The organism is Pseudomonas sp. MB-090624 (assembly GCF_003205245.1).
Lineage (GTDB): Bacteria > Pseudomonadota > Gammaproteobacteria > Pseudomonadales > Pseudomonadaceae > Aquipseudomonas > Aquipseudomonas juntendi.
In genome coordinates this window covers 52,041-76,414 of sequence record NZ_QJRK01000012.1, presented here as the reverse complement: position 1 = coordinate 76,414, position 24,374 = coordinate 52,041, and the positions used below count along the sequence as shown (strand labels likewise).

At 60.5% G+C, this 24,374-nt stretch carries 31 protein-coding genes and 3 pseudogenes; 17 read left to right on the top strand and 17 right to left on the bottom strand.

What is annotated here, in order from left to right; genetic code table 11:
* The first annotated feature begins 82 nt into the window (after positions 1-82).
* On the top strand, positions 83-1,387 hold the full coding sequence (locus DMX12_RS09110; protein ID WP_003089087.1) for an MFS transporter: 1,305 nt from the start codon (positions 83-85) through the stop codon (positions 1,385-1,387).
* Between the two features lie 80 nt (positions 1,388-1,467).
* Here the strand turns inward: DMX12_RS09110 and DMX12_RS29895 are convergent, their stop codons facing one another.
* The 3 genes from DMX12_RS29895 to DMX12_RS09100 form a co-directional block, all read right to left on the bottom strand.
* Positions 1,468-1,590 carry a hypothetical protein gene (locus tag DMX12_RS29895; RefSeq protein WP_016713062.1) on the bottom strand — a complete coding sequence of 41 codons (123 nt, stop codon included), beginning with the start codon at positions 1,588-1,590 and terminating at the stop codon, positions 1,468-1,470.
* Between the two features lie 61 nt (positions 1,591-1,651).
* Positions 1,652-2,332 carry a hypothetical protein gene (locus tag DMX12_RS09105; RefSeq protein ID WP_003089089.1) on the bottom strand — a complete coding sequence of 227 codons (681 nt, stop codon included), beginning with the start codon at positions 2,330-2,332 and terminating at the stop codon, positions 1,652-1,654.
* A 12-nt stretch (positions 2,333-2,344) separates the two neighbouring features.
* Positions 2,345-3,082, bottom strand: a complete 738-nt coding sequence (locus DMX12_RS09100; RefSeq protein ID WP_003089091.1) for a HupE/UreJ family protein — start codon at positions 3,080-3,082, stop codon at positions 2,345-2,347.
* A gap of 511 nt (positions 3,083-3,593) precedes the next feature.
* Between DMX12_RS09100 and DMX12_RS09090 the strand changes: the two genes are divergently transcribed.
* The 7 genes and pseudogenes from DMX12_RS09090 to DMX12_RS09060 all read left to right on the top strand — a co-directional run bounded on the left by DMX12_RS09090 (position 3,594) and on the right by DMX12_RS09060 (position 9,404).
* Positions 3,594-3,899, top strand: coding sequence for a metal-sensing transcriptional repressor (locus DMX12_RS09090; RefSeq protein WP_003089094.1), 306 nt, complete (start codon positions 3,594-3,596; stop codon positions 3,897-3,899).
* Between the two features lie 20 nt (positions 3,900-3,919).
* Positions 3,920-4,360 (top strand): YqaA family protein, encoded by a 441-nt coding sequence (locus DMX12_RS09085; RefSeq protein ID WP_003089095.1) that lies wholly within the window; start codon positions 3,920-3,922, stop codon positions 4,358-4,360.
* Positions 4,357-4,593: pseudogene (locus DMX12_RS09080) on the top strand (TraX family protein); the annotation flags it as partial. The gene DMX12_RS09085 and the pseudogene DMX12_RS09080, both read left to right, overlap by 4 nt.
* Before the next feature lie 687 nt (positions 4,594-5,280).
* The gene (locus tag DMX12_RS09075) at positions 5,281-5,727 is read left to right on the top strand and encodes a hypothetical protein (protein ID WP_003288519.1); all 447 of its coding nucleotides are present in this window, start codon (positions 5,281-5,283) and stop codon (positions 5,725-5,727) included.
* A gap of 30 nt (positions 5,728-5,757) precedes the next feature.
* A complete protein-coding gene (locus tag DMX12_RS09070) occupies positions 5,758-5,997 on the top strand; it encodes a ribbon-helix-helix domain-containing protein (RefSeq protein WP_003089107.1) in 240 nt (79 codons plus the stop codon).
* A complete protein-coding gene (locus tag DMX12_RS09065; protein ID WP_003150546.1) occupies positions 5,997-6,407 on the top strand; it encodes a putative toxin-antitoxin system toxin component, PIN family in 411 nt (136 codons plus the stop codon). The genes DMX12_RS09070 and DMX12_RS09065 overlap by 1 nt, the downstream gene beginning before the upstream one ends.
* A 3-nt stretch (positions 6,408-6,410) precedes the next feature.
* Positions 6,411-9,404 (top strand): Tn3 family transposase, encoded by a 2,994-nt coding sequence (locus tag DMX12_RS09060; RefSeq protein WP_003299771.1) that lies wholly within the window; start codon positions 6,411-6,413, stop codon positions 9,402-9,404.
* A gap of 12 nt (positions 9,405-9,416) precedes the next feature.
* Here the strand turns inward: DMX12_RS09060 and DMX12_RS09055 are convergent, their stop codons facing one another.
* Genes DMX12_RS09055 through DMX12_RS09045 form a run of 3 tightly spaced genes read right to left on the bottom strand, consistent with a single transcriptional unit; the run spans position 9,417 to position 10,275 of the window.
* Positions 9,417-9,629: a GDCCVxC domain-containing (seleno)protein gene (locus tag DMX12_RS09055; protein ID WP_003089113.1), complete on the bottom strand. Its 213-nt coding sequence runs from the start codon at positions 9,627-9,629 to the stop codon at positions 9,417-9,419.
* Between the two features lie 7 nt (positions 9,630-9,636).
* Positions 9,637-9,912: a mercury resistance system periplasmic binding protein MerP gene (merP, locus tag DMX12_RS09050; RefSeq protein ID WP_003150552.1), complete on the bottom strand. Its 276-nt coding sequence runs from the start codon at positions 9,910-9,912 to the stop codon at positions 9,637-9,639.
* Between the two features lie 12 nt (positions 9,913-9,924).
* The gene (locus tag DMX12_RS09045) at positions 9,925-10,275 is read right to left on the bottom strand and encodes a mercuric transporter MerT family protein (RefSeq protein ID WP_003089115.1); all 351 of its coding nucleotides are present in this window, start codon (positions 10,273-10,275) and stop codon (positions 9,925-9,927) included.
* A 74-nt stretch (positions 10,276-10,349) separates the two neighbouring features.
* Between DMX12_RS09045 and merR the strand changes: the two genes are divergently transcribed.
* Together merR and DMX12_RS09035 are read left to right on the top strand one after the other, a co-directional pair.
* Positions 10,350-10,748 carry an Hg(II)-responsive transcriptional regulator gene (gene merR / locus DMX12_RS09040; RefSeq protein WP_003089120.1) on the top strand — a complete coding sequence of 133 codons (399 nt, stop codon included), beginning with the start codon at positions 10,350-10,352 and terminating at the stop codon, positions 10,746-10,748.
* Between the two features lie 91 nt (positions 10,749-10,839).
* Positions 10,840-11,000: pseudogene (locus tag DMX12_RS09035) on the top strand (LysR family transcriptional regulator); the annotation flags it as partial.
* Between the two features lie 6 nt (positions 11,001-11,006).
* Here DMX12_RS09035 and DMX12_RS09030 read toward each other — a convergent pair.
* A complete protein-coding gene (locus DMX12_RS09030; protein WP_009682420.1) occupies positions 11,007-11,936 on the bottom strand; it encodes a LysR substrate-binding domain-containing protein in 930 nt (309 codons plus the stop codon).
* Positions 11,937-11,962: 26 nt separating this feature from the next.
* A complete protein-coding gene (locus DMX12_RS28965; protein WP_146226822.1) occupies positions 11,963-12,361 on the bottom strand; it encodes a hypothetical protein in 399 nt (132 codons plus the stop codon).
* Between DMX12_RS28965 and DMX12_RS09025 the strand changes: the two genes are divergently transcribed.
* The 7 genes from DMX12_RS09025 to DMX12_RS08995 all read left to right on the top strand — a co-directional run bounded on the left by DMX12_RS09025 (position 12,318) and on the right by DMX12_RS08995 (position 18,895).
* Positions 12,318-13,088, top strand: a complete 771-nt coding sequence (locus DMX12_RS09025; protein ID WP_009682421.1) for an ABC transporter substrate-binding protein — start codon at positions 12,318-12,320, stop codon at positions 13,086-13,088. The genes DMX12_RS28965 and DMX12_RS09025 overlap by 44 nt on opposite strands.
* A 116-nt stretch (positions 13,089-13,204) precedes the next feature.
* Positions 13,205-13,894 carry an ABC transporter permease gene (locus DMX12_RS09020; RefSeq protein WP_009682422.1) on the top strand — a complete coding sequence of 230 codons (690 nt, stop codon included), beginning with the start codon at positions 13,205-13,207 and terminating at the stop codon, positions 13,892-13,894.
* The gene (locus DMX12_RS09015) at positions 13,891-14,604 is read left to right on the top strand and encodes an ABC transporter permease (protein WP_009682423.1); all 714 of its coding nucleotides are present in this window, start codon (positions 13,891-13,893) and stop codon (positions 14,602-14,604) included. Before DMX12_RS09020 ends, DMX12_RS09015 begins: the two co-directional genes overlap by 4 nt.
* A 27-nt stretch (positions 14,605-14,631) precedes the next feature.
* On the top strand, positions 14,632-15,399 hold the full coding sequence (locus DMX12_RS09010; RefSeq protein ID WP_009682424.1) for an ABC transporter ATP-binding protein: 768 nt from the start codon (positions 14,632-14,634) through the stop codon (positions 15,397-15,399).
* 23 nt (positions 15,400-15,422) lie between these two features.
* Positions 15,423-16,535 (top strand): DUF2817 domain-containing protein, encoded by a 1,113-nt coding sequence (locus DMX12_RS09005; protein WP_009682425.1) that lies wholly within the window; start codon positions 15,423-15,425, stop codon positions 16,533-16,535.
* A gap of 186 nt (positions 16,536-16,721) precedes the next feature.
* Complete coding sequence (locus tag DMX12_RS09000; RefSeq protein ID WP_009682426.1) at positions 16,722-17,795, top strand: aromatic ring-hydroxylating dioxygenase subunit alpha; 1,074 nt, start codon at positions 16,722-16,724, stop codon at positions 17,793-17,795.
* Positions 17,792-18,895, top strand: a complete 1,104-nt coding sequence (locus tag DMX12_RS08995) for an FAD-binding oxidoreductase (protein WP_009682427.1) — start codon at positions 17,792-17,794, stop codon at positions 18,893-18,895. Before DMX12_RS09000 ends, DMX12_RS08995 begins: the two co-directional genes overlap by 4 nt.
* A gap of 72 nt (positions 18,896-18,967) precedes the next feature.
* Here the strand turns inward: DMX12_RS08995 and DMX12_RS29890 are convergent.
* From DMX12_RS29890 to merA, 9 genes and pseudogenes are all read right to left on the bottom strand, one after another.
* Positions 18,968-19,162 (bottom strand): annotated as a pseudogene (locus DMX12_RS29890) (phospholipase D-like domain-containing protein); the annotation flags it as partial.
* Positions 19,163-19,189: 27 nt separating this feature from the next.
* Positions 19,190-19,318, bottom strand: a complete 129-nt coding sequence (locus DMX12_RS29885) for a hypothetical protein (RefSeq protein ID WP_254925078.1) — start codon at positions 19,316-19,318, stop codon at positions 19,190-19,192.
* Entirely contained in the window at positions 19,308-19,634 is a 327-nt protein-coding gene (locus DMX12_RS08985) for a TrbM/KikA/MpfK family conjugal transfer protein (RefSeq protein WP_053070061.1), read from the bottom strand. Before DMX12_RS08985 ends, DMX12_RS29885 begins: the two co-directional genes overlap by 11 nt.
* A 29-nt stretch (positions 19,635-19,663) precedes the next feature.
* Positions 19,664-20,374 (bottom strand): mating pair formation protein, encoded by a 711-nt coding sequence (locus tag DMX12_RS08980; RefSeq protein WP_190288915.1) that lies wholly within the window; start codon positions 20,372-20,374, stop codon positions 19,664-19,666.
* A 239-nt stretch (positions 20,375-20,613) separates the two neighbouring features.
* Positions 20,614-20,853: a hypothetical protein gene (locus tag DMX12_RS08975; RefSeq protein WP_081791613.1), complete on the bottom strand. Its 240-nt coding sequence runs from the start codon at positions 20,851-20,853 to the stop codon at positions 20,614-20,616.
* 213 nt (positions 20,854-21,066) lie between these two features.
* Positions 21,067-22,056: a DUF3330 domain-containing protein gene (locus DMX12_RS08970; protein WP_012314201.1), complete on the bottom strand. Its 990-nt coding sequence runs from the start codon at positions 22,054-22,056 to the stop codon at positions 21,067-21,069.
* A complete protein-coding gene (merE, locus tag DMX12_RS08965) occupies positions 22,053-22,289 on the bottom strand; it encodes a broad-spectrum mercury transporter MerE (protein WP_003132004.1) in 237 nt (78 codons plus the stop codon). Before merE ends, DMX12_RS08970 begins: the two co-directional genes overlap by 4 nt.
* Positions 22,286-22,651, bottom strand: a complete 366-nt coding sequence (merD, locus tag DMX12_RS08960; RefSeq protein ID WP_032488411.1) for a mercury resistance co-regulator MerD — start codon at positions 22,649-22,651, stop codon at positions 22,286-22,288. Before merD ends, merE begins: the two co-directional genes overlap by 4 nt.
* A 17-nt stretch (positions 22,652-22,668) precedes the next feature.
* Positions 22,669-24,354, bottom strand: coding sequence for a mercury(II) reductase (merA, locus tag DMX12_RS08955; protein WP_003156770.1), 1,686 nt, complete (start codon positions 24,352-24,354; stop codon positions 22,669-22,671).
* Positions 24,355-24,374 lie beyond the last annotated feature (20 nt).

Genomic DNA, 24,374 nt, shown 5'->3' with positions numbered 1-24,374 from the left:
TTCGATTCACTCACGTTGACCGTATCCCCCCAGGGGGGATACGCTAGAAACATGAATCACCCGCACTACCCGGAGGTAGCGCATGCTATCCGTTCTAAAAAATCGTACTTATCGACACCTCTTTCTGGCCCAGGTGATCGCCCTGGTGGGCACTGGTCTGGCGACGGTTGCCCTCGGGCTTCTGGCATTCGACCTGGCCGGCGCCCAGGCGGGAGCTGTATTGGGTACCGCGCTCGCCATCAAGATGGCGGCTTACATCGGCGTTGCACCGGTTGCCGCCGCGTTCGCCGAGCATCTGCCGCGCAAGGCGATGCTGGTCACCCTCGATCTGGTCAGGGCAGCGGTCGCGCTGATGCTGCCCTTCGTCACCGAGATCTGGCAGGTGTACGTGCTGATTTTCGTGCTGCAGTCGGCCTCTGCGGCGTTTACGCCAACCTTCCAGGCCACCATCCCTGACATCCTGCCGGATGAGCGCGAGTACACCCGGGCGCTTTCCCTTTCGCGCCTGGCCTATGACCTGGAAAGCGTGATCAGTCCGATGCTGGCCGCGCTGTTGCTTACGGTGGTCAGCTTCCACAGCCTGTTCGCGGGCACGGTGGTGGGCTTCCTGGTGTCCGCCGCGATGGTCGGTACCGTGGTGCTGCCCCTGGCGGCACGAGGACCCAAACGCAGCATCTATGAACGCACCACCAAGGGCATGCGGATTTTCCTGCGCACCCCGCGGCTGCGTGGCCTTCTTGCACTGAACCTGACGATCGCAGCCGCCAGCGCCATGGTCATCGTCAACACCGTGGTACTGGTGCAATCCAAGTTCGCGCTGCCCCAGAGCTCTACCGCCATGGCCTTGATGGCCTTCGGCGGTGGCTCGATGGTGGTCGCCCTGATGCTGCCCAAGCTGCTGGAACGACTGGACGATCGCAAGGCGATGCTGGCCGGCGGTGCCGTGCTGGTAGCCGGTTTGATCCTGGGTACCTTCGTCTCCAGTTACCCGGCGCTGATCCTGTTGTGGCTGGTGTTGGGTGCCGGCTACTCCCTGGCACAGACACCGTCCGGACGCATTCTGCGGCGCTCGTCCTCAGCCCAGGATCGACCTGCGCTGTTCGCCGCCCAGTTCGCCCTTTCACACGCCTGCTGGCTGATCACCTACCCGCTCGCGGGATGGTTGGGGGCAAGCGTCAGCCTGACGGCTTCGTTCATCGGACTGAGTCTGGTTGCCGCCGTAGCCTGGCTGGTGAGCAAGCGGATCTGGCGCCCGGAGTATGAGGAAGACGTGGTAGCGCACAATCACGATGACCTGCCGGAAGACCACCCGCACGTGGCCAACGGCAATGCGCATGCGCACTCGTTCGTCATCGATGACGATCACCGGAAATGGCCAAAGCCATAAAGCCCGCGTTGCACGGGTTCTATCGATGATCTTCGCGTAATCCAGAAAGAAACAGGGCCGCTTTAGCGGCCCTGTTTGCATCACTCGTGCGAGTGGCCGTGACCCGCATCGCCAGACTTCGATTCGGTATCAGTACCACCGCAGGCAGCCAACAGGCCGAGGAAGCTCAGCACAACGAGCGATTTGAGGATTTTGGTAGTCATCTTCAGCTATTCCAATTGAGATCAAAAAGTCGGGGCGAACAACAGGTTCGCCCCGGCGGGATTACTTCTTCACGTTCAGGTAGTCGCCAGTCGTGTTCAGCACGATGGTGACATCGGCGTTGGTGCGGTTACGCCAGAACCAGCCATGGGTGCCATCGAACAGCGCGGTCAGGTCGCCCTTGTCGCCTTTCACCTGACGCCCTTTGCTGTAGCTGTGGAAATCGCCTTGGGCGGCGTTGTAGATCTCACCGTGGGTGTCGTGGTTGACCGGGCCGGATGCGGTCCATTCATAGCTCACAGTGCTGCCCTTGAGCATTTCCAGCTTGATCTCCCGACCTTCGCCTGGCGTCAGGGTTACGGTGACCTGATCGGACTTGGCGTTGGCAGCAGGTTTGCTGGATACGGGAGCCGCGGGCTGAGGGGCTGCTGCCACTTGCTGTACGGGTGGCGCTACCGGTGCAGGTGCCGGTGCAGCAGCAACGACAGGAGCTGGGGCCGGAGCAGCTGCCGCTTTCGACGCAGCCTCGTCAGCCAAAGCCTCGGCAGCGAGGGTGATCTTGATCTCGCCCATTTGCGTCAGGCCCATGGCGCGGCCCAGGCCGGTCGGGTCGACCGCGTATTCCGAAGGCATCACCACGGTGACCAGCAGGCCCATGGCGACAGCCAGGGCAATGACGGTGGAACGAACGAGTTGGCGGCTGCTCGGCAATTCGCTTGCCGATGGGAGTGGAGAATTGAACATGATCAGGAGTCCTTAAGCGGTCAGAAACAGGCCGGAGATCTGGTAACCCATCAACAGGAAACCAGCACTCATCATTGCGACGTTGGCGGTATAGGCATGACGCCAGAAGCTTGGGGTCTGCCTCCAGAAGCCCATCAGGATCAGAATGGCGCTCAACGCCATCAGCTGACCGATCTCCACCCCTACGTTGAAGGCGATCAGGTTGGGGATCAGCCCATCGGGAGAGATCTCGTATTCCTGGATCTTGGTTGCCAGGCCGAAGCCGTGCAGCAGGCCGAAAATCAGCGTGGCGGCCTTGGTGTTCGGCTGATAGCCGAACCAGCGCTGGAAGGCGCCCAGGTTATCCAGGGCCTTGTACACCACCGAGAAACCGATGATTGCGTCGATGACGTACGAGCTGATGCTGACTTCCGTCAGCACGCCGATCAGCAGCGTCACCGAATGGCCGACCGCAAACAGCGTGACGTACAGGCCGACATCCTTCAGCCGGTAGAGGAAGAAGATGACGCCGAACAGGAACAGCAGATGGTCGTATCCCGTGACCATGTGCTTGGCGCCCATGTAGATGAAGGGGATCAGCATGACCCCGGTGCTTTCCTGGATGAAGCCCTTGTCACCCTCGGCCACGGCATGGGCCAGAGCTTCTGGCATGCCGATGAACAGCGAGGCGACGAGCAGGAACAGCAGATACAACAGGTGGCGTGAACGCATGGCGAACAGGCCCCCACCCTTTAGGGAGTGCGAATGCATGGATCAATCCTTTCTTGCAGTGATTGTTGGCCGCAGAGCGGCCTTGGTCAGGAAGCAAGCACAGGACGGGGTGGGCGTTCGATACGGAAGATGGGGGGCCAAGGCACGGAATCGCCCAGCATGGCCAGGTGTACCGAGGCTTCGAAATGACTGGAGAAGTGGATTGCAGCTGGTATCTGAGGCGTTTCGTGCTGGTGATCGGGCGTCAGGGGGGAGTGGTAGTGATCAGAGCACTGCGCACAACTCAGGGACGAGTCGTGGGAGTGATCATGAGTCAGGCTCTGGGCGCTCTTTGCCGTGATTTGCGAGAGGACGGAAAGTGAATAGGCATGACCGGTCCAGGCCAGCAGAAAGGCCATTGCCAAAGCCACGATCATGGTCGCTGAAAGAAAACGACGAGACATCCCAATGCTTATCCGGTTGAAACACGGTGTGAAATAGCGCGTTTGACCCAACCCCCCCAGGGGGATAGCATGCAGAGCGTAAAGTATCGCCGTCTGAGACTCAAGTCATGTCAGAACACGTTCACGACCAACCGCATGGTCACGCTCATACCCACCAGACTCACGACGCCATCATCAAACGCCTCAAGCGAGCGGACGGCCACCTGCGCAGCATCATCACCATGATCGATGAAGGACGTGAATGCGTGGACATCGCCCAGCAGCTCCATGCTGTTGAAAAGGCCGTGTGCCAGGCGAAGCGGACACTGATCCAGGACCACATCGACCATTGCCTGGAAGACTCGGTGACAGCCCTGAGCAAGGGCGACCGTTCGGCACTGGACGAATTCAAGCAAATCACCAAATACCTGTAGGCACGGTGCTCGGTTGTTGAATGTTTGAGTACGGCGGTTACCTCGGCCTGTTTCTGGCTGCATTCGGCGCGGCAACCCTGCTGCCCATGCAATCGGAGGCAGTGCTGGGCGGACTGCTGATATCCGAGCGTTTTTCCACAGCCATCCTGCTGGTGGTGGCCACCACAGGCAACGTACTCGGATCGGTTGTGAACTGGCTGCTGGGACGAGGTATCGAGGCTTATCGCGAAAAGCGCTGGTTTCCGGTAAAGCAAGCGGCCTTCGAAAAAGCCAAAGCCTCCTATGAACGTTACGGGTACTGGTCGCTGCTGCTCAGTTGGGTACCCATCATTGGAGACCCGCTAACCGTGATCGCCGGCGTGATGAAAGAGCCGCTCTGGCGGTTCGTCCTGATCGTCACGCTCGCCAAGGGCGGACGGTATCTGGTCCTTGCGATTCTCATCCTGGAGAACCTGAGTTGAGCGCGTACGAATCACCACCTTCGCGGGTTGAACGACACAACGGACAGGACCTCATCAAGTGGATCGCCCTGCTCACGATGGTGCTCGACCACATGCGTCTGGCATGGCCATCACTGGATAACCTGTTCATTCTGGGACGCCTCTCGTTCCCGCTGTTTTGCCTGGCGATCGCCGTGAATGTCTGTCGAACGGAAGTTGGCGCGTTGTTCACTCGCAGCAATGGCCGCTACCTAAGGAAGGTCTGAAGTAACCCTGTATTTCCGGTCGACTTCAGCCCTTGCTGCTTTTGAAAGCGGGCCGTCGATCAAAATCGACCAGGTAACCCGCTCAGTTCTCCGTTTTTGGCCGCCGCGAGCACCTCGCAGCAGCCATTTTCCGCATTAGGGGGCATGCCGAGATAAGGCAAAAATTAGGACATTCGTTCTGTAACCTGCTGTATCTAAAGGATTAACTTTGAGAGGCGCTGCTCAGTAGTGGCGGCTAAATATTGATCAATTATCTATGCCGAGATAATTGCAGATAATTCCCGCCGTCCGTACCCAGCGCGAGTTCATAAGATTGGAGAAATGCCGAGTTAGAGGGCCTGCGAACAGCTTTGGTCGAGGCTTTGCGCTTCGACGCATAACGGCTGCTTAGTACTGGGGGCTCTCCCAGAAGCGACAAAGGCGGCCTCAACGAGACCGCCTCAAACCAAGTTTCATCACCGGTACACGCACCCGGGAGAGGAAGCTCTTGGGCAGGTTTCAATAATAACACCGATCAAAGCGTCACTGCCAAAGCCCTCTCGCACTGCCGAGTAGCCTTCAGATAGTGTTCATTCGCTCTCTCTCGAAGCTACGGTGCGGATGGTTCGAGACCATCATGCGCAAACTCGGGGCCAAGATGACATTATCAAATGGCCAATTATCCTGGAGGCAGTTATGGAAAGGCTCCGCGAAAAACTGGATTTGCCGAGAGGCCACTACTATCTGCACGTCGCCGTACTGGCGGGCCTGCCGGTGTCGTTGATCTCCGATTTGGCAAGCGAGTTGGAGCGATCGCCAGCGCAGATCGCGCAGTGGATCACTGCGTCCCCCGGCAGTGCCGTGATGTCTATACAGGCTGGTGAGGTGTTCTGTCGTCTTATCGAGATCCTCGATGCGCTATTGGAGCTGTACGATGGGGATCTAGGAGGTGCGCTCCACTGGCTAACGGCACCGAATGTCGTGCTGTCCAATGAGAGGCCGGTCGAGGGGGTTTGGGGAGCAACGGAACAGAAAGTGCACTTAAGCCCAGCGCCTGCCCGCAAACCCTTGTGGCGTCTGGTTAGTTCGGGAAAACCATCGTTTTGTCGAACCATTGCATCGCCCTTTGTGATTGGCGTATAAACACACAAACACCTATTAGCGGAGAACGCTATGAATACCATTCGCTGGAATGTCGCCGTCTCGGCCGACACCGACCAGTCGCTTCGGATGTTTCTGGCCAGCCAGGGCGGCGGCCGTAAGGGCGACCTGTCGCGCTTCATCGAAGAAGCGGTACGGGCACACATCCTGGAGCTGAGCGCTGAGCAGGCCAAGGCCGCTAACGCCCATCTGAGTGAGGCAGAATTGACCAACGCGGTTGACGAAGCGCTCGACTGGGCACGTAAGCGCTGATGCGGGTCGTGTTGGATACCAACATCCTGTTCAGCGCCCTGATCTCGCCACATGGCGCGCCCGATGCGATCTACCGTGCCTGGCGGGCGGCGCGTTTCGAGGTGGTGACCTCGCGGATGCAACTCGATGAAATTCGTCGAGCCAGCCGCTATCCCAAGCTTCAGGCCATCCTACAGCCCGCCAAGGTGGGCGCCATGATCAATAACCTGCAACGGGCTGTGGTACTGGAGCGCCTGACCATCGAGGTCGAAGCCGATGATCCGGATGACTCGTTTTTGCTGGCCATGGCCTTGGCGGGCGATGCGGACTACCTGGTAACCGGTGATCGCCGCGCCGGCCTGCTGCAACGCGGGCACATCGAACGCACGCGGATCGTCACGCCCGCCGTGTTCTGCGTCGAGGTGCTGTGATCAATGCCGGTCGGTTTTCTGACTCAAGAGCAACGCGACGGTTTTGGCCGCTATGTTGATTCGCCCAGCCGTGAAGAGCTGGAACGTTACTTCCACCTGAGCGATGAAGACCGTGAAGCCATCCAGGTGCTGCGGGGTAACCATAACCGTCTGGGTTATGCCGTTCTGCTGACCACCGTCCGCTTCGTTGGCGTTCTGCCGGACAAGCCCGCCGCCGTGCCGGTGGAAGTCCTGCAGGTGCTTTGCCGACAACTGGCGATTCCAGACCCCGACTGCCTCCAGCGCTATAGCGATCATCGCCGCTGGATACATGCCACCGATATTCAGAACCGCTTTGGCTATCGTCATTTCACCGATCCGGGCATCGGCTTTCGCTTGAGCCGCTGGCTGTATGCCCTCTGCTGGACGGGCACCGACCGGCCGGGAGTGCTGTTTGAGCGAGCCACCTCGTGGCTGTTCACACAGAAAGTCCTCCTGCCTGGTGTGTCTCAACTAGAGCGCTTTATCGCCCAGTTGCGCAGTCGGGTCGAAGAACGCCTCTGGTTTACGCTGGGCCGCAGCGTGACTGAGGAACAGCGATTGCAACTGCAAGACTTGCTGACGGTGGCCGAAGGCAACCGCAGCTCCCGGCTGGATCAATTGCGCTCCGGCCCGGTCATGGTCAGTGGCCCCGCGTTGATTCGGGCACTGCGCCGGCTCGATGACGTGCGCGGCATCGGCATCACCTTGCCGGCGGCGGCGCACATCCCTCCCAGCCGTATCGCCGCCCTGGCCCGCTTCGCCAACACGGCCAAGGTCACCGCGATTAATCGGCTGCCGGCGTCGCGGCGGATGGCGACACTGGTGGCCTTCGCACTCTGCCTGGAGGCGACTGCGCACGACGACGCACTGGAAGTCCTGGAGGCCTTGCTGCGCGACCTGTTCAGCAACGCGGAGAAGGCCGACAAGAAAGCCCGCATGCGCAGCCTGAAAGACCTGGATCGGTCGGCCGCGACGCTCGCCGCCGCGTGCAAGGTCGTGCTGGACAGCTCGATCAGCGATGACAACGTGCGCGCCCGGCTGTTCAACGACCTGCCGAGGACCACCCTGGAAAAGGCCCTGGAAGAGGTCAACGCGCTGATCCGCCCGGTAGATGACGTCTATTTTCTTGCATTGGAAGCGCGCTACCGCAGCGTGCGCCGCTTCCTGCCCGACCTGCTCAAGCACATCCGCTTCGGCTTCAGCCCGGCCGGCAAGGGCGTGGCGGCTAGTCTGGAGTGGCTGCAACTGAACCTGCCGCGCCGGAAGCCAGAGGATGACGCGCCGCAGGAGATCGTGGCCAAGGCTTGGCAGAAGCACATCACCCGCGAAGATGGCTCCCTCGACATGGGTGCCTATGTGTTCTGCACGCTCGATGCGCTGCGCACGGCCCTGCGCCGCCGCGATGTCTTCGTCTCGCCCAGTTGGCGCTATGCCGACCCGCGCCTTGGCCTGCTCGACGGTGCCGAATGGCTGGCGGCGCGACCGATCATCTGCCGGTCACTGGGCCTGACCATCGACGCCAAAACCACCCTGGACGCCTTGTCCGTCGAGCTGGATGCAACCTGGCTGGCAGTAGCCGCGCGCCTGCCCGACAACCCGGCGATTCAACTGAGCGAGAACACCGAGGGCAAGACCGAACTGTCGCTCGGGGCGCTGGACAAGCTGGACGAGCCCTGCTCGTTGCTGCAACTGCGGGCGGCCGTGTCTGACCTGATGCCGCGTGTCGATCTGCCGGAAATCCTCTTGGAAATCGCCGCCCGCACTGGCTTTTCCGAGGCCTTCACCCATGTCTCCGAACGCAATGCACGCGCCGACAACCTGGTCACCAGCCTCTGCGCGGTGCTGTTGGGCGGGGCCTGCAACACCGGCCTGGAGCCCTTGATCCGCACCGACAACCCGGCGCTGCGCCGTGACCGGCTGTCCTGGGTCAGCCAGAATTATATCCGCGACGACACCCTGTCAGCGGCTAACGCCATCCTGGTCGGAGCGCAAAGCCAACTGGAACTGGCCCAAGTCTGGGGTGGCGGCGAGGTCGCCTCCGCCGATGGCATGCGCTTCGTCGTACCGGTGCGCACCGTGCATGCCGGCCCCAATCCGAAGTATTTCGGCACCGGCCGGGGTGTCACCTGGTACAACCTGATTTCCGACCAATTCTCCGGCCTCAACGCCATCACCGTGCCCGGCACGCTGCGCGACAGCCTGGTGTTGCTGGCGGTCGTGCTGGAACAGCAGACCGAGTTGCAGCCGACGCAAATCATGACCGACACCGGGGCCTACAGCGATGTGGTGTTCGGGCTCTTCCGCCTACTTGGCTACCACTTCAGTCCGCGGCTGGCCGATGTCGGCGGTACCCGCTTCTGGCGCACGCGCCCGGACGCGGACTACGGCAAGCTCAACGGGCTGGCCCGCCAGTCGGTCAAACTCGACCTGATCGCCGAGCACTGGGACGACCTGCTGCGCCTGGCCGGCTCGCTCAAACTCGGCCGGGTGCCGGCGACTGGCATCATGCGCACGCTGCAAACGGGAGATAGACCCACCCGGCTGGCCCAGGCGCTGGCCGAATTCGGGCGGATCGAAAAGACTCTGCACACGTTGACCTATATCGACGACGAGTCCAAGCGCCGCGCCACCCTGACCCAGTTGAACCGAGGCGAAGGCCGGCACAGCCTGGCCCGCGCCGTGTTCCACGGCAAACGCGGCGAGCTCCGCCAGCGCTACCGCGAAGGCCAGGAAGACCAGCTCGGTGCTCTGGGCCTGGTGGTGAACATCATCGTGCTGTGGAACACCCTCTACATGACGGCGGCCGTGGAACGGCTCAAGCAGCACGGCTATCCAGTGCTGGAAGAGGATTTGGCCCGGCTATCGCCGCTGATCTACGAGCACATCAACATGCTCGGGCGGTATTCCTTTGCGGTACCGGAAGAAGTTGCGCGCGGCGAGCTGCGGCCACTGCGTAATCCAGACGACGACCTGTGATCCCCCTAAACGCTATGAGCAACACCCAAGCTGCTGCTGGATCGGCGGGCACTTCACCGAGCCGAACGAACAGAAAACGCAGCAATCCCCTGGGTTGGGGCGCAGCAGCGCCTTGCAGTTGCTGCACTCGTAATAGAACTGGCAGGCGTCCGTGGGCATGGTTTCCGGCTTGGCGAAGCCGCAGCGCGGGCAAGTCAGCACGGACTCAAGGACAATGGCGCTCATCGTGACCTCACTTCTGCACTGTGGAGGGGTATCCCGCGTTCGCGGTCGCCTCAGTCAGTGCCTCGGGCTGGGCCTTATCGGGATCGTAGGTGACGGTCGCCGTCTTCTGGTCGAAATTGACCTGGACGTCACTCACGCCGGACACCTTCTCCAGCGACTTCTTGACCGTGATCGGACAGAGTCCGCACGTCATGTTCTGCACGTCGAGCGTGACGGTTTTCGGGGGAGCCGCCAGCGCCACGAAGGGCAAGGCGAAAAGCACGGCGATCAGCAGTTTGCGCATGGTTAATCTCCTTCAGTAGAACAGCGGGGCGAGCCACGGCACGGCCAATAGGCCGAGCAGCAGCACGCTGACGATCCAGAACACGAGTCGCTGTCGCACGAGCGTGCGCGGATCGGCGCAGGGTGTACCTGGCGTACAAACCTGTGGCACCAGGTAGAGCTTGCGGAATGCCAATCCCAGGAACAGTAGAGTCAACCCGATGAAGAGGGGGCGTAGTGGCTCCATCATGGTCAGAGCGCCCACCCACGTACCGCCGACACCGAGTGCCAACAGCACCAGTGGCCCGACACAGCACACCGACGCACCGATGGCGGTCAGCGAACTCGCGACCAGCGAGCCTTTCCCGGTGAGTTGCATCCCCATTCCCATCTCCTGAGCCTGATTGCCTAGGTGCTATTCTAAACTCCGTACCAAAGTACGGAATCAAGGAGAAAGTGATGGCCACAGAGCTGACCATTGGCAAGCTGGCAGACGCCGCCGGGGTGAACGTCGAGACGATCCGCTACTACCAGCGACGCGGGCTGCTGGATGAACCAGCCAAACCCTTGGGTGGCCATCGGCGCTATCCGGTGGACATGGTGAAGCGACTGCGTTTCATCAAGCGGGCTCAGGCGCTGGGTTTCACGCTCTCGGAAGTCGGTGGACTGCTGACGCTGGATGAGTCGTGCGCCTGTGCCGAAACGCGAGCACGGGCTGCACGCAAGCTCGCGTTGATCGAGCAGAAGATGGCCGACTTGGTCGTCATGCAGCAACTGTTAGGCGAACTGGTGCAGCAATGTGATGCGGGAGACGGCGGAACGATCTGCCCGATCATCGAGGCACTGATCAGAGAGTAATGCCTGGCGGGTGAGCTGGAGATCGGAAAGCCCCTTTACGGTGGGATTCAGAGCTTACGTTGGTTTTTGGTTCCATTGCTCCCCAAACCCCGGTTGCTCGCTGCTGCGCGAGCCGTTGGTGGCGCCGATGTCGCCAGCGGCGAACTGGTAAAGCTGTTCGACCTGCACGTGGATGACGGCCGCCAGTACTACCTGTGCCGGCGCTCCAACAGCGAACTGTCCGACGAAAACCTGAGCTCAAGCGCAGCCTAGTGACGGCTACGCCAGCAACCGCTGATTGATCACCATTTGCTCACGCCCGCGCGCCACAATCCAACGGTGGAAGTCGCGGCAGTGGGCCTTGTCGAACGCGCCCTTGGCACCCACCAAAAAATACGCCGACGGCAAGGGCAAGGCCCGGGCAAACGGCCTGATCAAACGCCCATCTGACAACGCATCAGCCACCATTGAGTATTGCGCCAGTACCACACCCTGCCCCGCCAATGCGGCCTGGATTGCCATGGCAGACAAGGAATACACGCGGTAGCCATCGCGAATGCTTTCGCAGTCCACCTGTTGGGCCTTGAACCAGTCACGCCACGAAGGCGGCGAGGCAAACTTCGGTAGCCAGTCGATGGACAGCAGCGGATATGCCAGCAGGTCTGCCGGTTTGTTGAGCAGCACATCAGGCCGCAACAACCAAGGGCTGCACACCGGCACCACGCAATCGCGAAACAGTTCGATGGCGTTTTCCGTGGCCACGTAGTCGCCGTAGGTGAAGCGAAAATCGATGTCGTAGCCCTCTGGCGAAGGTTCGGCGTGACTGCCATCGAGAAACAAATTGAGTTCCGGGTGCTCGTCCTGCCAGGCATAGATGTGCGGTGCCAACCAATCCGACAGCAATGACGGCAAAGCGCTGATGCGCAGGTTGCTGGCGTTTTTCGACCGCTCGACCTCGACCTGGGCGATGCGCAGGCTCTCGAATGCCGCTGCGCAGCTATCGTGATAACGCTGGCCGGCGGCGGTCAGGCGAATACGCTTGCCGACCTTCAAGGTCAGGCTCAAGCCCAGGGTGTCTTCCAGCAGTTTCATTTGTTGGCTGACGGCACCGGCCGAGATACCCAGACGCTTGGCGGCCTCGACAATGCCGCCGAAACGTCCCACGGCTTCAAAAACCTGCAGCGCGCGCAGGGAAGGCAAGCTGTTCATCATCATCTCCATAGCAATCGACGGTTTTATACTTTAGCTGAGCTATAGCAAGCCACAGTTTTCGACATTTTTTGTATATGAAAAGCCTCGTATTCTGGCTTTGGCGGGTATTTACCTGTCCCGGTCAGGAGACGCCCCATGTTGTTACGCAAGACCCGATACGGTGCAGCCTCTGATGTAACCATGCGTACCAAAAAACCATAGTGGCCCGGCGACTCAGCCACCCCGGGCTTATCAGCACCGCGAAAAACAGCACCTTGCAGGCATTTTCCGTGAATTGGCCTGTATTTTGCATTAAATATATATACAGGTACTATCATATAAAGATTTTTCTGTAATACATCGTTAGCGTTCGATCCGTCAGACAAAGGAAAAACAACAATGAAAAAATTTGTACTCGCCACCGTCTTTGCATTGGCTTCCACCGGCGTCCTGGCCAAGGATTTAAGCGTCATTCGCTTTGGCGTCGATCCGACCTTCGCTCCGTTCGAATCGAAAAACCCCGACGGTCAACTGGTGGGCTTTGACATCGACCTGGGCAACGCCATTTGCGCCGAGCTGAAGGTCAAGTGCGTGTGGGTGGAAAACGCATTCGACAGCATCATCCCGGCGCTGCGGGCGAAAAAGTTCGATGCCGTGTTGTCGGCAATGACCATCAACGACCAGCGCAAAAAAAACGTGGACTTCTCCGACCGTCTCTATAACTCCCCCAACCGTTTGATCGCGAAAAAGGACAGCGGTCTGCTGCCTACGCCAGAATCCCTGAAAGGCAAGCGCGTCGGCGTAGCCCAAGGCACTACCCAAGAGACGTACGTCAAAAAAATCTGGGCGCCTAAAGGGGTGATCATGGTCACCTACCCCAATCAGGACTTGCTGTATCCGGACCTGGTCAGCGGCCGTATCGACGCCAGCCTGACCGATGCCGCCGTGGCCGAACTGGGTTTTTTGCAAACGCCTAAGAACACCGGTTTCGCCTTCGCCGGCGACGCTGTGTACAACCAGGAACTGCTGGGCGAAGGCATTGCCATCGGCCTGCGCAAGAACGAGCCGCAGCTGATGGAAGCCATCAACCGGGCACTGGCCGAAATGCACAAGAACGGCACCTACGACACCATCCAGAAGAAGTACTTCACCTTCGACATCTACAACTAAAAGCCCTGCGCTTGACCGGTGCCGGAACGCTCGCGGCTTGGTGATCCGGCGCCTTGCCCATCCATTTCGCGCAAGGGCCGGCCCCCGGGCCGCCCTTGCCAACGGAGAGACAGAACATGCTTTTACAGGGCTATGGTTCGCTCATTCTCGAAGGTACGTTGGCGACCATCCAGCTGGCACTGATGTCCATGGTACTGGCCGTCACGCTGGGCCTGATCGGCGCATCAGCCAAACTATCGAAACAACCGCTGCTGCGTCACCTGGCCGCCGGCTACACCACGCTGATTCGCAGCGTGCCGGACCTGGTGATCATGTTGTTGCTGTTCTTCAGCCTGCAGATCTGGCTGAACAACCTGACTGAATGGCTGGACACCGAACAGATTGACATCAACCCCTTCGCGGCCGGGGTGCTGACCCTGGGTTTCATCTACGGTGCCTATTTCACCGAGACCTTCCGCGGCGCTTTTCAGTCCGTGCCAGCCGGCCAGTTGGAAGCTGCCGTGGCCTACGGCATGAATCGTCGGCAGGTGTTTGTGCGGGTGCTGTTTCCACAAATGATGCGCTTCGCCCTACCGGGAATCGGCAACAACTGGCAGGTGTTGATCAAGGCCACGGCGCTGGTGTCGATCATTGGTTTGATCGATATCGTCAAAGTCACCCAGGACGCGGGCAAGAACTCCATGGACCTGTTTTTCTTCAGCGTGGTCGGCGGCCTGATCTACCTGGCCCTGACCACCGTTTCCAACGGCGTGCTGATGTGGCTTGAACGCCGCTACTCGGTGGGCGTCAGAGGTGCGCAGCTATGATCGATATCGTCCAGGAGTACTGGAAAGCCTACCTTTGGTTTGACGGCTACCAACTCTCAGGCGTGGCCATGACCCTCTGGCTGCTAGTCGCTTCCATCGCCATCGGCGGCACCCTGGCCGTGCCGCTGGCCGTGGCACGAGTCTCGTCCAATCCGCTGCTGCGCATGCCCGTATGGTTCTACACCTACGTGTTTCGCGGCACGCCGTTGTATATCCAACTGCTAATCCTCTACACCGGGATCTACAGCTTGCAAGTGGTGCGCGACCAACCGACCCTCGATGCGTTTTTTCGCGAGGGCATGAACTGCACCCTGCTGGCCTTTGCCCTCAACACGTGCGCCTACACCACGGAGATTTTCGCCGGCGCCATCCGCGCCACGCCCTATGGCGAGATCGAAGCAGGCCGCGCCTATGGCATGTCCACCTTCACCCTGTACCGGCGAATCATCCTGCCCTCGGCATTGCGCCGTTCGCTGCCGTACTACAGCAACGAAGTGATCCTGATGCTGCACTCCACCACTCTCGCCTTCACCGCCACCGTGCCCGATCTATTGAAGGTCGCTCGCGACGTCAACTCTGCGACCTACTCCTCGTTCGAAGCCTTCGGCCTGGCGGCGGTGCTGTACGCGCTGATGGTGTTTACCCTGGTCTGGCTGTTTCGTCGCTGCGAAGTGCGCTGGCTGGCCTTCTTGCAACCGCAGGCGCATTGAGTGACCGTCCTTTTGGAGACATCGAACATGTATAAGCTAAGCGTAGATGAGCTGCACAAGAAATACGGCGACCACGAAGTACTCAAGGGCGTATCGCTCAAGGCCAAAGCTGGCGACGTAATCAGCATCATTGGCTCCAGCGGCTCGGGCAAAAGCACCTTCCTGCGTTGCATCAACTTCCTGGAACAGCCGTGCGCCGGAACCATCACGGTAAACAACGAGCAAATCCGCACCAAACAGGATCTCAACGGCGCGCTGCGGGTGGCCGACCCGCGTCAGCTGCAAAAAGTGCGCACCAAACTGGCGATGGTGTTCCAGCACTTCAACCTGTGGCAGCACATGACCGTGCTGGAGAACATCATCGAAGCACCGGTGCATGTGCTGGGCGTCAAGCGCAAGGACGCAGAGGCACGCGCGCGGCAGTACCTGCATAAAGTCGGTCTGGACCCGAGCGTTGAGAAAAAATACCCGTCCCACCTGTCCGGCGGCCAGCAGCAAAGGGTCGCCATTGCCCGTGCCTTGGCCATGGAACCGGAAGTGATGTTGTTCGACGAACCCACTTCCGCGCTGGATCCGGAACTGGTGGGCGAGGTGCTGAAAGTGATGCAGGCCCTGGCCGAGGAAGGTCGCACCATGGTCGTGGTCACCCACGAGATGGGGTTTGCGCGCAACGTCTCCAACCATGTGATGTTCCTGCACCAAGGCCGGGTTGAAGAGCAAGGTCCGCCGGGTGAAGTGCTGGTCAGTCCGCAAAGCGAGCGCTTGACCCAGTTCCTCTCCGGCCGCCTGAAGTAACCCCATTTCGACAGGAGACAACCATGAGTAACGGTTTTCCATCACACCGCAGCTTTACCCAGCAGCGTGAACAATTCCTCGCCGCCGCCGAGGCCGTCGGCGCCCGTCTTAGCCATTACCCGCACCCATTGCGCGGCCCGTTCGCCGAGGCCCTGGGCACAGATGTGGCCCTGCTCGGCAACCCCCAGGCCAAACGGGTGTTGGTGGCCTTGAGCGGCACCCACGGCGTGGAAGGTTATTACGGCTCGGATTGCCAGCGCCAATGGCTGCAAACCTTCAGGGAGCGCAGCCTGCCCGACGACGTCGCGGTACTGATGATCCACTTGATCAACCCGTGGGGCACGGCCTGGATGCGTCGGGTCAACGAGGACAACATCGACCTCAACCGCAACTACCTGGACTTCACTAAGACACCACCCGACAACGCGGCTTATGAAACTCTGCACCCGATCTACACCTGTACCCAACTGCGTGGCCCCGAACGTGAGCGCGCCGATGCCCAGCTCAATGAACGGATCAGCCGCGAGGGCTGGTCGGCGGTGATGTCGATTGTCGAGGCCGGTCAGTATCGCCATCCCGATGGCCTGTTCTACGGCGGTAACAGCTCAAGTTGGTCGAACCAGACCCTGCACCGGATCCTCGGCGAACACCTGGCACACGCCGAGGTCGCGATGTGCTTCGACCTGCACACCGGCGCGGGCGATTATGGCCATCCGATGTTGATGACCATTGCCCAGGCCTCGTACCCGGCACTGCCCCAGGCCCAGGTGTTGTTCGGGCCCTGGCTGTTCACCCTGATGACCAGCGCCAACAGCCAGAGTGACACCGGCGTTGCTGCCACTGCCACCGGTTACACCTCCCAGGCCATCATCAACGCCTTGCCTCATGTGCAACTGATGCCGTTCGTGATCGAGTGCGGCACCTACCCTGGTCAACAAATCCATGCGGTGCTGCGCGACGATCAGTGGCTGCACCTACACGGCGACCCAACCGGCCCCGAAGCACGGCAGATCAAGTTGCAACTGCTTGAACAATTCTTCCCCGCGGACAGCGACTGGCAAGAGTTGGTGTGGGTGCGAACGCGGCAGATCTGGGAACGGGCGTTGTCCGCGATAGGCACGCGCGGCGGTCTGTAAAACGCACAGCACCCAGTGTGGGAGCGAGCAAGCTAGCTCCCACAGGAGATGTTCGTGGGGACGCGATAAACACTTAAGAGAACCTAAACCAAATATCAGTTTTATCCATCTATTCTTACTCAACTGGCCTCTCGTATTCTGGATCCGTTGTTAGCCACGATCCGAAGAATAATAAGGAGAGACCCCATGTTTATGCGCAACGCCTGGTATGTCGCCGCCAGTGAAACCGAACTCGGTGAGCAACTGTTTGCGGTCAAGCTGCTGAATGAGGCGGTAGTGCTTTACCGCAAAGGCGATGGCACCCCGGTCGCCCTAGAAGATGCCTGCCCGCATCGCAAACTGCCGTTGTCCTTAGGGCGGCGCCAAGGTGACGACATCGAATGCGGTTACCACGGCCTAACCTTCGACTGCTCGGGCAGTTGCGTGCGCGCCCCCGGCAGTAAGCACGTTCCCCAAGGCGCCAAGGTGCGCAGTTATCCGCTGGCCGTGCGCTACGGCCTGATCTGGATCTGGATGGGCGATGCCGAGCTGGCCGACGCCAGCAAGATTTGCCACGTGCCCGAATGGGGCGATCCGGCCTGGGGCCTGAATCGTGGCGACAGCATGGTCATCCCCTGCAACTACCTGTACATGACCGACAACCTGCTCGACCCCTCCCACGTGGCCTGGGTTCACCAGTCCTCCTTTGGCAGCGCCGCATGCGCCCAGGAGCCGCTGCAAACTACGGTGACAGACGTCGGCGTGATCGTGTCGCGGTGGATGCGCGACATCGAAGTGGCGCCGTTCTACGCCAAGTTCGTCAAGTTCAGCGGCAACTGTGACCGCAAGCAGCATTACGAAGTGCACTACCCGGCCCAGGCCATCATCAAGGCCATCTTCACCCCGGCCGGCACCGGATCGGATGCCGGGCCGGTGCACGAACAGGTGTTCTTGATGAACTCCTACAACTTCATGACCCCCATCGATGAGTCCACCACCCGCTACTACTGGTTCCAGGTGCGCAACTTCGACCAGGACAACGAGGAAGTCTCGCGCCAGTTCGATGAGGACGTACGTCACGCTTTCGCCGAAGACCGCGTGGTGCTCGCCGCCGTCCATCAAGGCATGGCCAACAAGTGCAGCCCCAATATCGACCTGGCCTCCGACTCGGGACCCCTGCGTTTCCGGCGTAACCTGGCCAAATTGATTGCCCAGGAACAACCTGCGGACTTGATCCCGCTGGTACAAGGCCAGACCGCAAACAGCGGGGGTTTGAGATGAGCAGCCAACCCCAAGGTTTCAAGGCTTGGCGGGTGATCGAGAAAACGCCGGAAAGCGCGGTCATTACCTCCTTCGTCCTCGCGCCGCAGGACGGTCCTGCACCCATGGACTTTCGTCCGGGGCAGTTCCTCACGGTGCGGCTGGTGTTGGGCGACGGCACTCGAGTGCTGCGTAACTACAGCGTCAGTGCCCTCACGGACAACCCGCTCCAGGTACGAATTTCGGTCAAGCGTGAACCCGCCCCGTTCGATCGCCAAGACCTGCCGGCCGGACAAGGTTCCAACCACCTGCACGACGGCGTGCGGGTTGGCGACGTACTCGACATCGCAGGCCCATCCGGCACCTTTGTGCTGGACGAGCAAAGTCCAAGGCCGGTGGTGCTGTTCAGCGGCGGCGTCGGTTTGACGCCCATGCTGAGCATGCTGCATCGCCTGAGCGGCCAGTCGATGCGCCCGGTGCACTTTCTGCACGCCTGCGAAAACGGCGCGGTGCATGGGTTTCGCGATGAAGTGCTGGCCCTGGCCGACCGGCGCCCGGGCATTGAAGTGCACTTCTGTTATCGCAATCCGAGCGAGGCGGATCGTGACCGCTTTCACAGCCAGGGCCTGATCAGTCGCCAAACCCTGCAAAGCCTGCTGCCGTTGGACGACTATGATATCTACCTGTGCGGCCCCAGACTTTTCATGCAGGCCAACTGGCGGCTGTTGCGCAGCCTTGGGGTGGCCCGCGAACGAATTCATTACGAGTTTTTTGGCCCGGCGACGGTGCTTGAGGAAGACGACGTCAGTCCAGCGCCGCCACCTGAGCCGACGCTGAGCGAACCTGTGGCAAAGGACGGTGCCGTAAGTGTCTGCTTCATGCCGTCCGGCACCCGCGTAGCCTGGGATGAAAACTGCCATTCATTGCTCGAATTGGCCGAACAGGCGGGCCTGACTCCGGCGTTCAATTGCCGGGCGGGCTTGTGCAATACCTGCCAGGTGAGCTTGCGCGAAGGTACGGTCGAGTACTTCGACGACCCGCTGGACGCTCCGCAAAACGGTGACATCCTGTTGTGCTGCACGCGGCCCACCAGTGCGATCACGGTGCAACTGCGCCAATAGTAAGCGCCGTAGGCGAAGTCGGCCGCGTGTCTGATGCTGGGCGCGAAAAATCAGATCCAATATTTGGGTACCCGTCTTGGCTATAAGCGTCAGGGCATGGCGCCCAGCAGTTGAGCGCGCTTCTTCGAGGTTGCTGCGGTGATCGGCGACCACCGCCACGTCAACACCGCGTTGCTTGGCGGCAACCAGCGCTCGGGTAACGTCTGGACTGGTGAAGACGTACGCAGCAACGCGGATAGAGCTGGTGGCCGCGTAAATGGTGCGCAAGACTAGTTTCTGTGCAGAGCCCTCGGGCTAGAAACCGACCTCGATGCGACGGCTTGCGTCGCCCTCGTTGTCAGCAGCCAGGGCCAGCACTTGCAGGCTGCCCCCCGCGACCAGTGCCATCGTCAACGCCAGTGGCTTGAAAACTCTAGAAACCATGTTCTACAGGCCCCCAAATATCGTTGGCCTTTTTAGTCAAACCCTCATCGTCCTTGCAGGACTCAACAGTCTCCCCCCGTGCGGCTTTCGTGCGCGAAGGACTGAAATGTCCGTGCTTGTAACGCTTGATACTGAAATATTTCTGGATGTACTTGTCGCAGTCACCATCGCGGGTCATGCCAAGTAGACAAAGAACAGCACCGCAAGCGTCGGGGTTACTGTCATGGCCATAGGGCGGCTGGACCGGTTCATCAGCAACGGCTGGACCTGACAGCAATAACGCTCCCAGCAAAAAAACGGATGGAAGTTTTTGCATAAATCCCCCTTTTCTCGCGTGCGAGAAATTCAATTGATGATCTGTACGAAAGATGGCTCGACTTGCGCTTGCCCTTGGCCGGATGCCAGCGCAGCGGCTGGTTTGGGATCAGCGAAGCGTTGGAACTGTTCAACCGGCGCAGCATCGCCAGTGTCCAGCGCAACTTGAATCCTTGACTGCTCAGGGCTCGCCGGTTGCATCGCAGCCTGTTGAGCGGGTTGCGGTGCCTGGCCGTTTTCGTCGGTCACAATCACCCATGGGTCACTATGTTTTGACGAAGCTGTACGAGCGCGCACAGGCGTTTTTCGTGCCCCTGGTGATGCAACCGCTACGGGTATCGCCTCATCGCCTGCAGTGGCCTCCACAGCAGGCACAATCGGATCAGCACTCGAAGGATTCAGGGCACCGACCACAACTTTCTGCACGTAGGACAGATCACCCTCTTTGTCCGGGCGATAACCACGTACAGGGTTCCCGCTGTAGTACATCGAGAGCGAGTCGCGCAGGGCTTCTTGTGGGTTCGGATTCGCGGTCAGGGCTTTGGTGTAGTTCTTGACCATCAGCTCGCTAATCGCCTGCAGGTTGCGGCACGGCTCAAACGCTTGGGCGTAGCTCAGGCCGAGAGCCCGCATGTTCGTCACCAGGAGCTGGCCAATACCGACCGAGAAACGGAAGCCTTCGCGCTCCAACCGTTCGGCGGTGGCCACCGCTTCACGCAACGACTTGGGCTGACGCTCCAATCGGCCATCGACAACCCCAATAGGGGTGCATAGAGAAAACGGAAAAAATCGTACGATAGGCCCTGTGACCCGCAAAGTTCGGGCATGTCTCTGTCAGAGTGTTTGCACTTGCTCGGTTTGCCTTTCATTTCTTGACTACAATCGTGGGAGCTGAAGGATCAGATCCCCTCAACAAAAGCCCCGTCAAGATGCCGGGGCTTTTGTTTTCAGTCCACACCGTTGAGCAGAGAACGACTAGATCATGGTGAGCTGATGCCGGTAGGTGTTGTCATAGAGGTTTGATAGTGCTCCATGTTCAGTCTTTCGCATTCAGCATCTGCTTCTATCTGTGTCGGGTAGGTGAACTGCAATCGCTGCTTATCTTGATTGTCATAAATATCAAACCCGCCAGGAACTGTAGTGGAGTGAAAGCGAGTTCCATTACGAATCGATCCTGTTTCGATGGGGATCGCAGGAACAACAACAAATCTCTGAATCATCGTCGCGTCCTTGTGTTGAGTGAATCTTAACTAATAGCGGCAGCCCGCCACTTCTTCAAGTTTTGATAAACCCAATGACAACCAAGCAGCCTGAAGCCGTGGCCTGTCAGGTTGAAGTCATAGAGGTTTGTAGGGAAACGTCAGGAAAAGCCGAAATAGCCCCTATCTTGACGTACTTCGGTCGTCCGGTCTGACGCCAGGTTGAGGCATGCCTCAATCTGACGGTAGCGAGTCGCAGGCGTTCGGATCGGCATCGGTTTCGTTCCCTGTCTTGGCACGCGCTTCGAAGCGTTGATAACACTCCAACCCGCAGAAGTGCTCGACGTATTCCGCGCCTTCCGGGGTGAAGGCGGCATCGAGCGGGATTTCCTTGCAGCACACGCAGCAACTGGTGGTGGTCGAGTCACTTGCATTCATGGTGGCACCCCTCCATTGACTGACGAAGACGGCGAATGCCGCCGCCGGCATTGGCTTCGCGAACAGGAAGCCTTGTCCTGTGTCGCAGTCCGCTTGTCGCAATAGATCAAGACTCGCCGATGTTTCCACGCCTTCAGCCACCACATCCATGCCCAGCCCGTGCGCAAGCTGAATCACGGTGTGCACGATGGTTTGGTCGCGGCGGTCGTTGGCGAGCCCGGCGACAAACGATTGGTCGATCTTGAGCGTGCTGATTGGGCAGCACTTCAGATGTTGCAGACAGGAATACCCCGTCCCGAAGTCATCGGCGGCGAAGCGCACACCGATCTGCCGCAAGGCGTCCAGGGCGGGGAAGATCGCCGGATCACCAAACGCGACCGATTCGGTCAGCTCGATTTCGAGATACTCGGCGGGCAACTCGGCATCAGCCAGCACGCCCTTTACCCACCCGTCGAAGTCCGGTCCCACTTGGCTCGCCGAAGCATTGACGGCCAGCCGGAACGGTCGCCATGCCAGCATTCGCCAGTCACGCATCTGGCGGCAGGCTTCGCCCAGCACCCAAGCGCCGATTTCAGGCATCAGGCCGGACGATTCGACCACGGGCAGGAACTGGCCCGGTGGCAATAGTCCAAGCGTCGGATGACGCCAGCGCAACAGGGCTTCCGCGCCGACAATCCCACCACTGCGCAGATCGACGACGGGCTGGTAGTGCAGTTCAAGCTGCCCGCGCTCGACCGCTTGGGCCAGTTCCGGCGTCGTCCATCCATCCGGCCGGAAAGCGCTCATTCTCTTTCCCTGAATGCCCGCAACGCCCGCGACAGGGACAGAAGGAACAGGCCGGTCAAACCGAGCGCCGCGATGACCCAATGCTCGCCGAGGAAAGCACCGGCGGTTGTGCCGGCCAGCACGACAGCGAGGATGGGCAGGTGGCAGGGGCAAGTCAGCACAGCCAGTCCGCCCCACAGGTAGCCGGTGATCGGTTTGTGCGTCTCGGACGGCAAGCGCTCGGGGTTGTTCATGGCAGACTCTCCGCGTGCTGTGCCGGCTCGGTCGGCAGGGTGGCCAACTGCACTTCCAGATCGGCCAACGCTTCGCGCCGACGCTCGACGAACTGACGCAGCAGGGCAAGCTGCGCGGCCGCTTCGTCGCCGTCCGCCGCATCCAGCGCCCGGCACAGCCGCGCCAGCGCGTCGAGGCCGATGCCCGCCTCGAAGGCCGCCCGCACGAAGCACAGCCGTTGCAAGGCGGCGTCATCGAACAAGCCGTAGCCGCCTGGTGTGCACGCCACCGGGCGCAGCAATCCGCGCAGCAGGTAGTCGCGCACGATATGCACGCTCACCCCGGCATCAAGAGCCAGCCGGGACACCGGGTAGGCGTTCATTGAACACCTCCTTTTTCTCACCCGGCGCAGCAGGAAAGCTGCTTCACATCCTTGTTGAAGGTCTGCGCCGCGAGCTTCAACCCCTCGACCATCGTCAGGTAGGGGAACAACTGGTCGGCCAGTTCCTGCACCGTCATGCGGTTGCGAATGGCCAGAGCCGCCGTCTGGATCAGTTCACCCGCTTCCGGCGCGACCGCCTGTACGCCGATCAGCCGATGGCTGCCTTCCTCGATAACCAACTTGATGAAGCCGCGTGTGTCGAAGTTGGCGAGCGCACGCGGCACGTTGTCCAAGGTCAAGGTGCGGCTGTCGGTCTCGATCCCGTCGTGGTGGGCTTCCGCCTCGCTGTAGCCCACGGTCGCCACTTGCGGATCGGTGAACACCACGGCCGGCATTGCGGTCAGGTCGAGCGCCGCATCGCCGCCGGTCATGTTGATCGCGGCACGGGTGCCGGCCGCTGCCGCCACATAGACGAACTGCGGCTGGTCGGTGCAGTCGCCGGCCGCGTAGATGTTCGGGTTGCTCGTGCGCATGCCTTGGTCGATGACGATGGCACCTTGCGCATTGACAGTGACCCCCGCTGCGTCCAGCGCGAGGCTGCGCGTGTTCGGTGTCCGACCGGTGGCAACCAGCAGTTTGTCGGCGCGCAATTCACCGTGCGTGGTGGTCAGCACGAATTCACCGTCCATATGGGCGACCTGGCTGGCTTGCGTGTGCTCCAGCACCTCGATGCCCTCGGCACGGAAAGCGGCTGTCACCGCCTCGCCGATGGCCGGGTCTTCACGGAAGAACAAGGTATTGCGCGCCAGGACCGTGACCTTGCTGCCCAGCCGGGCAAAGGCTTGCGCCAGCTCCAGCGCCACCACCGACGAGCCGATTACGGCAAGGCGTTCGGGAATGGTGTCGCTCGCCAGGGCCTCGGTGGAAGTCCAGTAGGGTGACTCTTTCAACCCCGGAATCGGCGGGACCGCCGGGCTGGCACCCGTGGCGACCAGGCAGCGGTCGAACATCACGACGCGCTCGCCACCCTCGTTCAAACGGACGGTAAGGCTCTGGTCGTCCTTGAAGCGCGCCTCACCGTGCACAACGGTGATGGCCGGATTACCGCCCAGGATGCCTTCGTACTTGGCGTGCCGCAGTTCGTCGACGCGGGCCTGCTGCTGGGCCAGCAGCTTACTGCGGTCAATCGTAGGCACAGTTGCCGCAATACCGCCATCGAACGGGCTTTCCCGGCGCAGATGGGCGATGTGGGCGGCGCGGATCATGATCTTGGACGGCACACAGCCGACATTGACGCAGGTGCCGCCGATGGTGCCGCGCTCGATCAGCGTGACCTGCGCGCCTTGCTCGACGGCCTTCAGCGCCGCCGCCATCGCGGCTCCACCGCTGCCAATGACCGCTACCTGCACCGGGGGCTCGTTGCCACTGTGCTTTTCGGCGGCGGCCATCCATCCCCGCACCTTGTCGAGCAGTCCGACGCGGTTGTCCGCCAGTGGCGCATCGGCTAGCGTTGCCTTGTAGCCCAGTCCGGCCACGGCGGCAGTCAGCGCGTCCGGCGATGTGCCCGGCACGATGGCGAGTTGCGCTGTGCCCTTCGGATAGGACACCAGCGCCGACTGCACGCCTGGCACTTTTTCCAGCGCTTCCTTGACGTGCGCCGCGCACGAGTCGCAAGTCATGCCGGTGATTTTTAGATGGGTCATGCAACAGATCCTTTATCGTT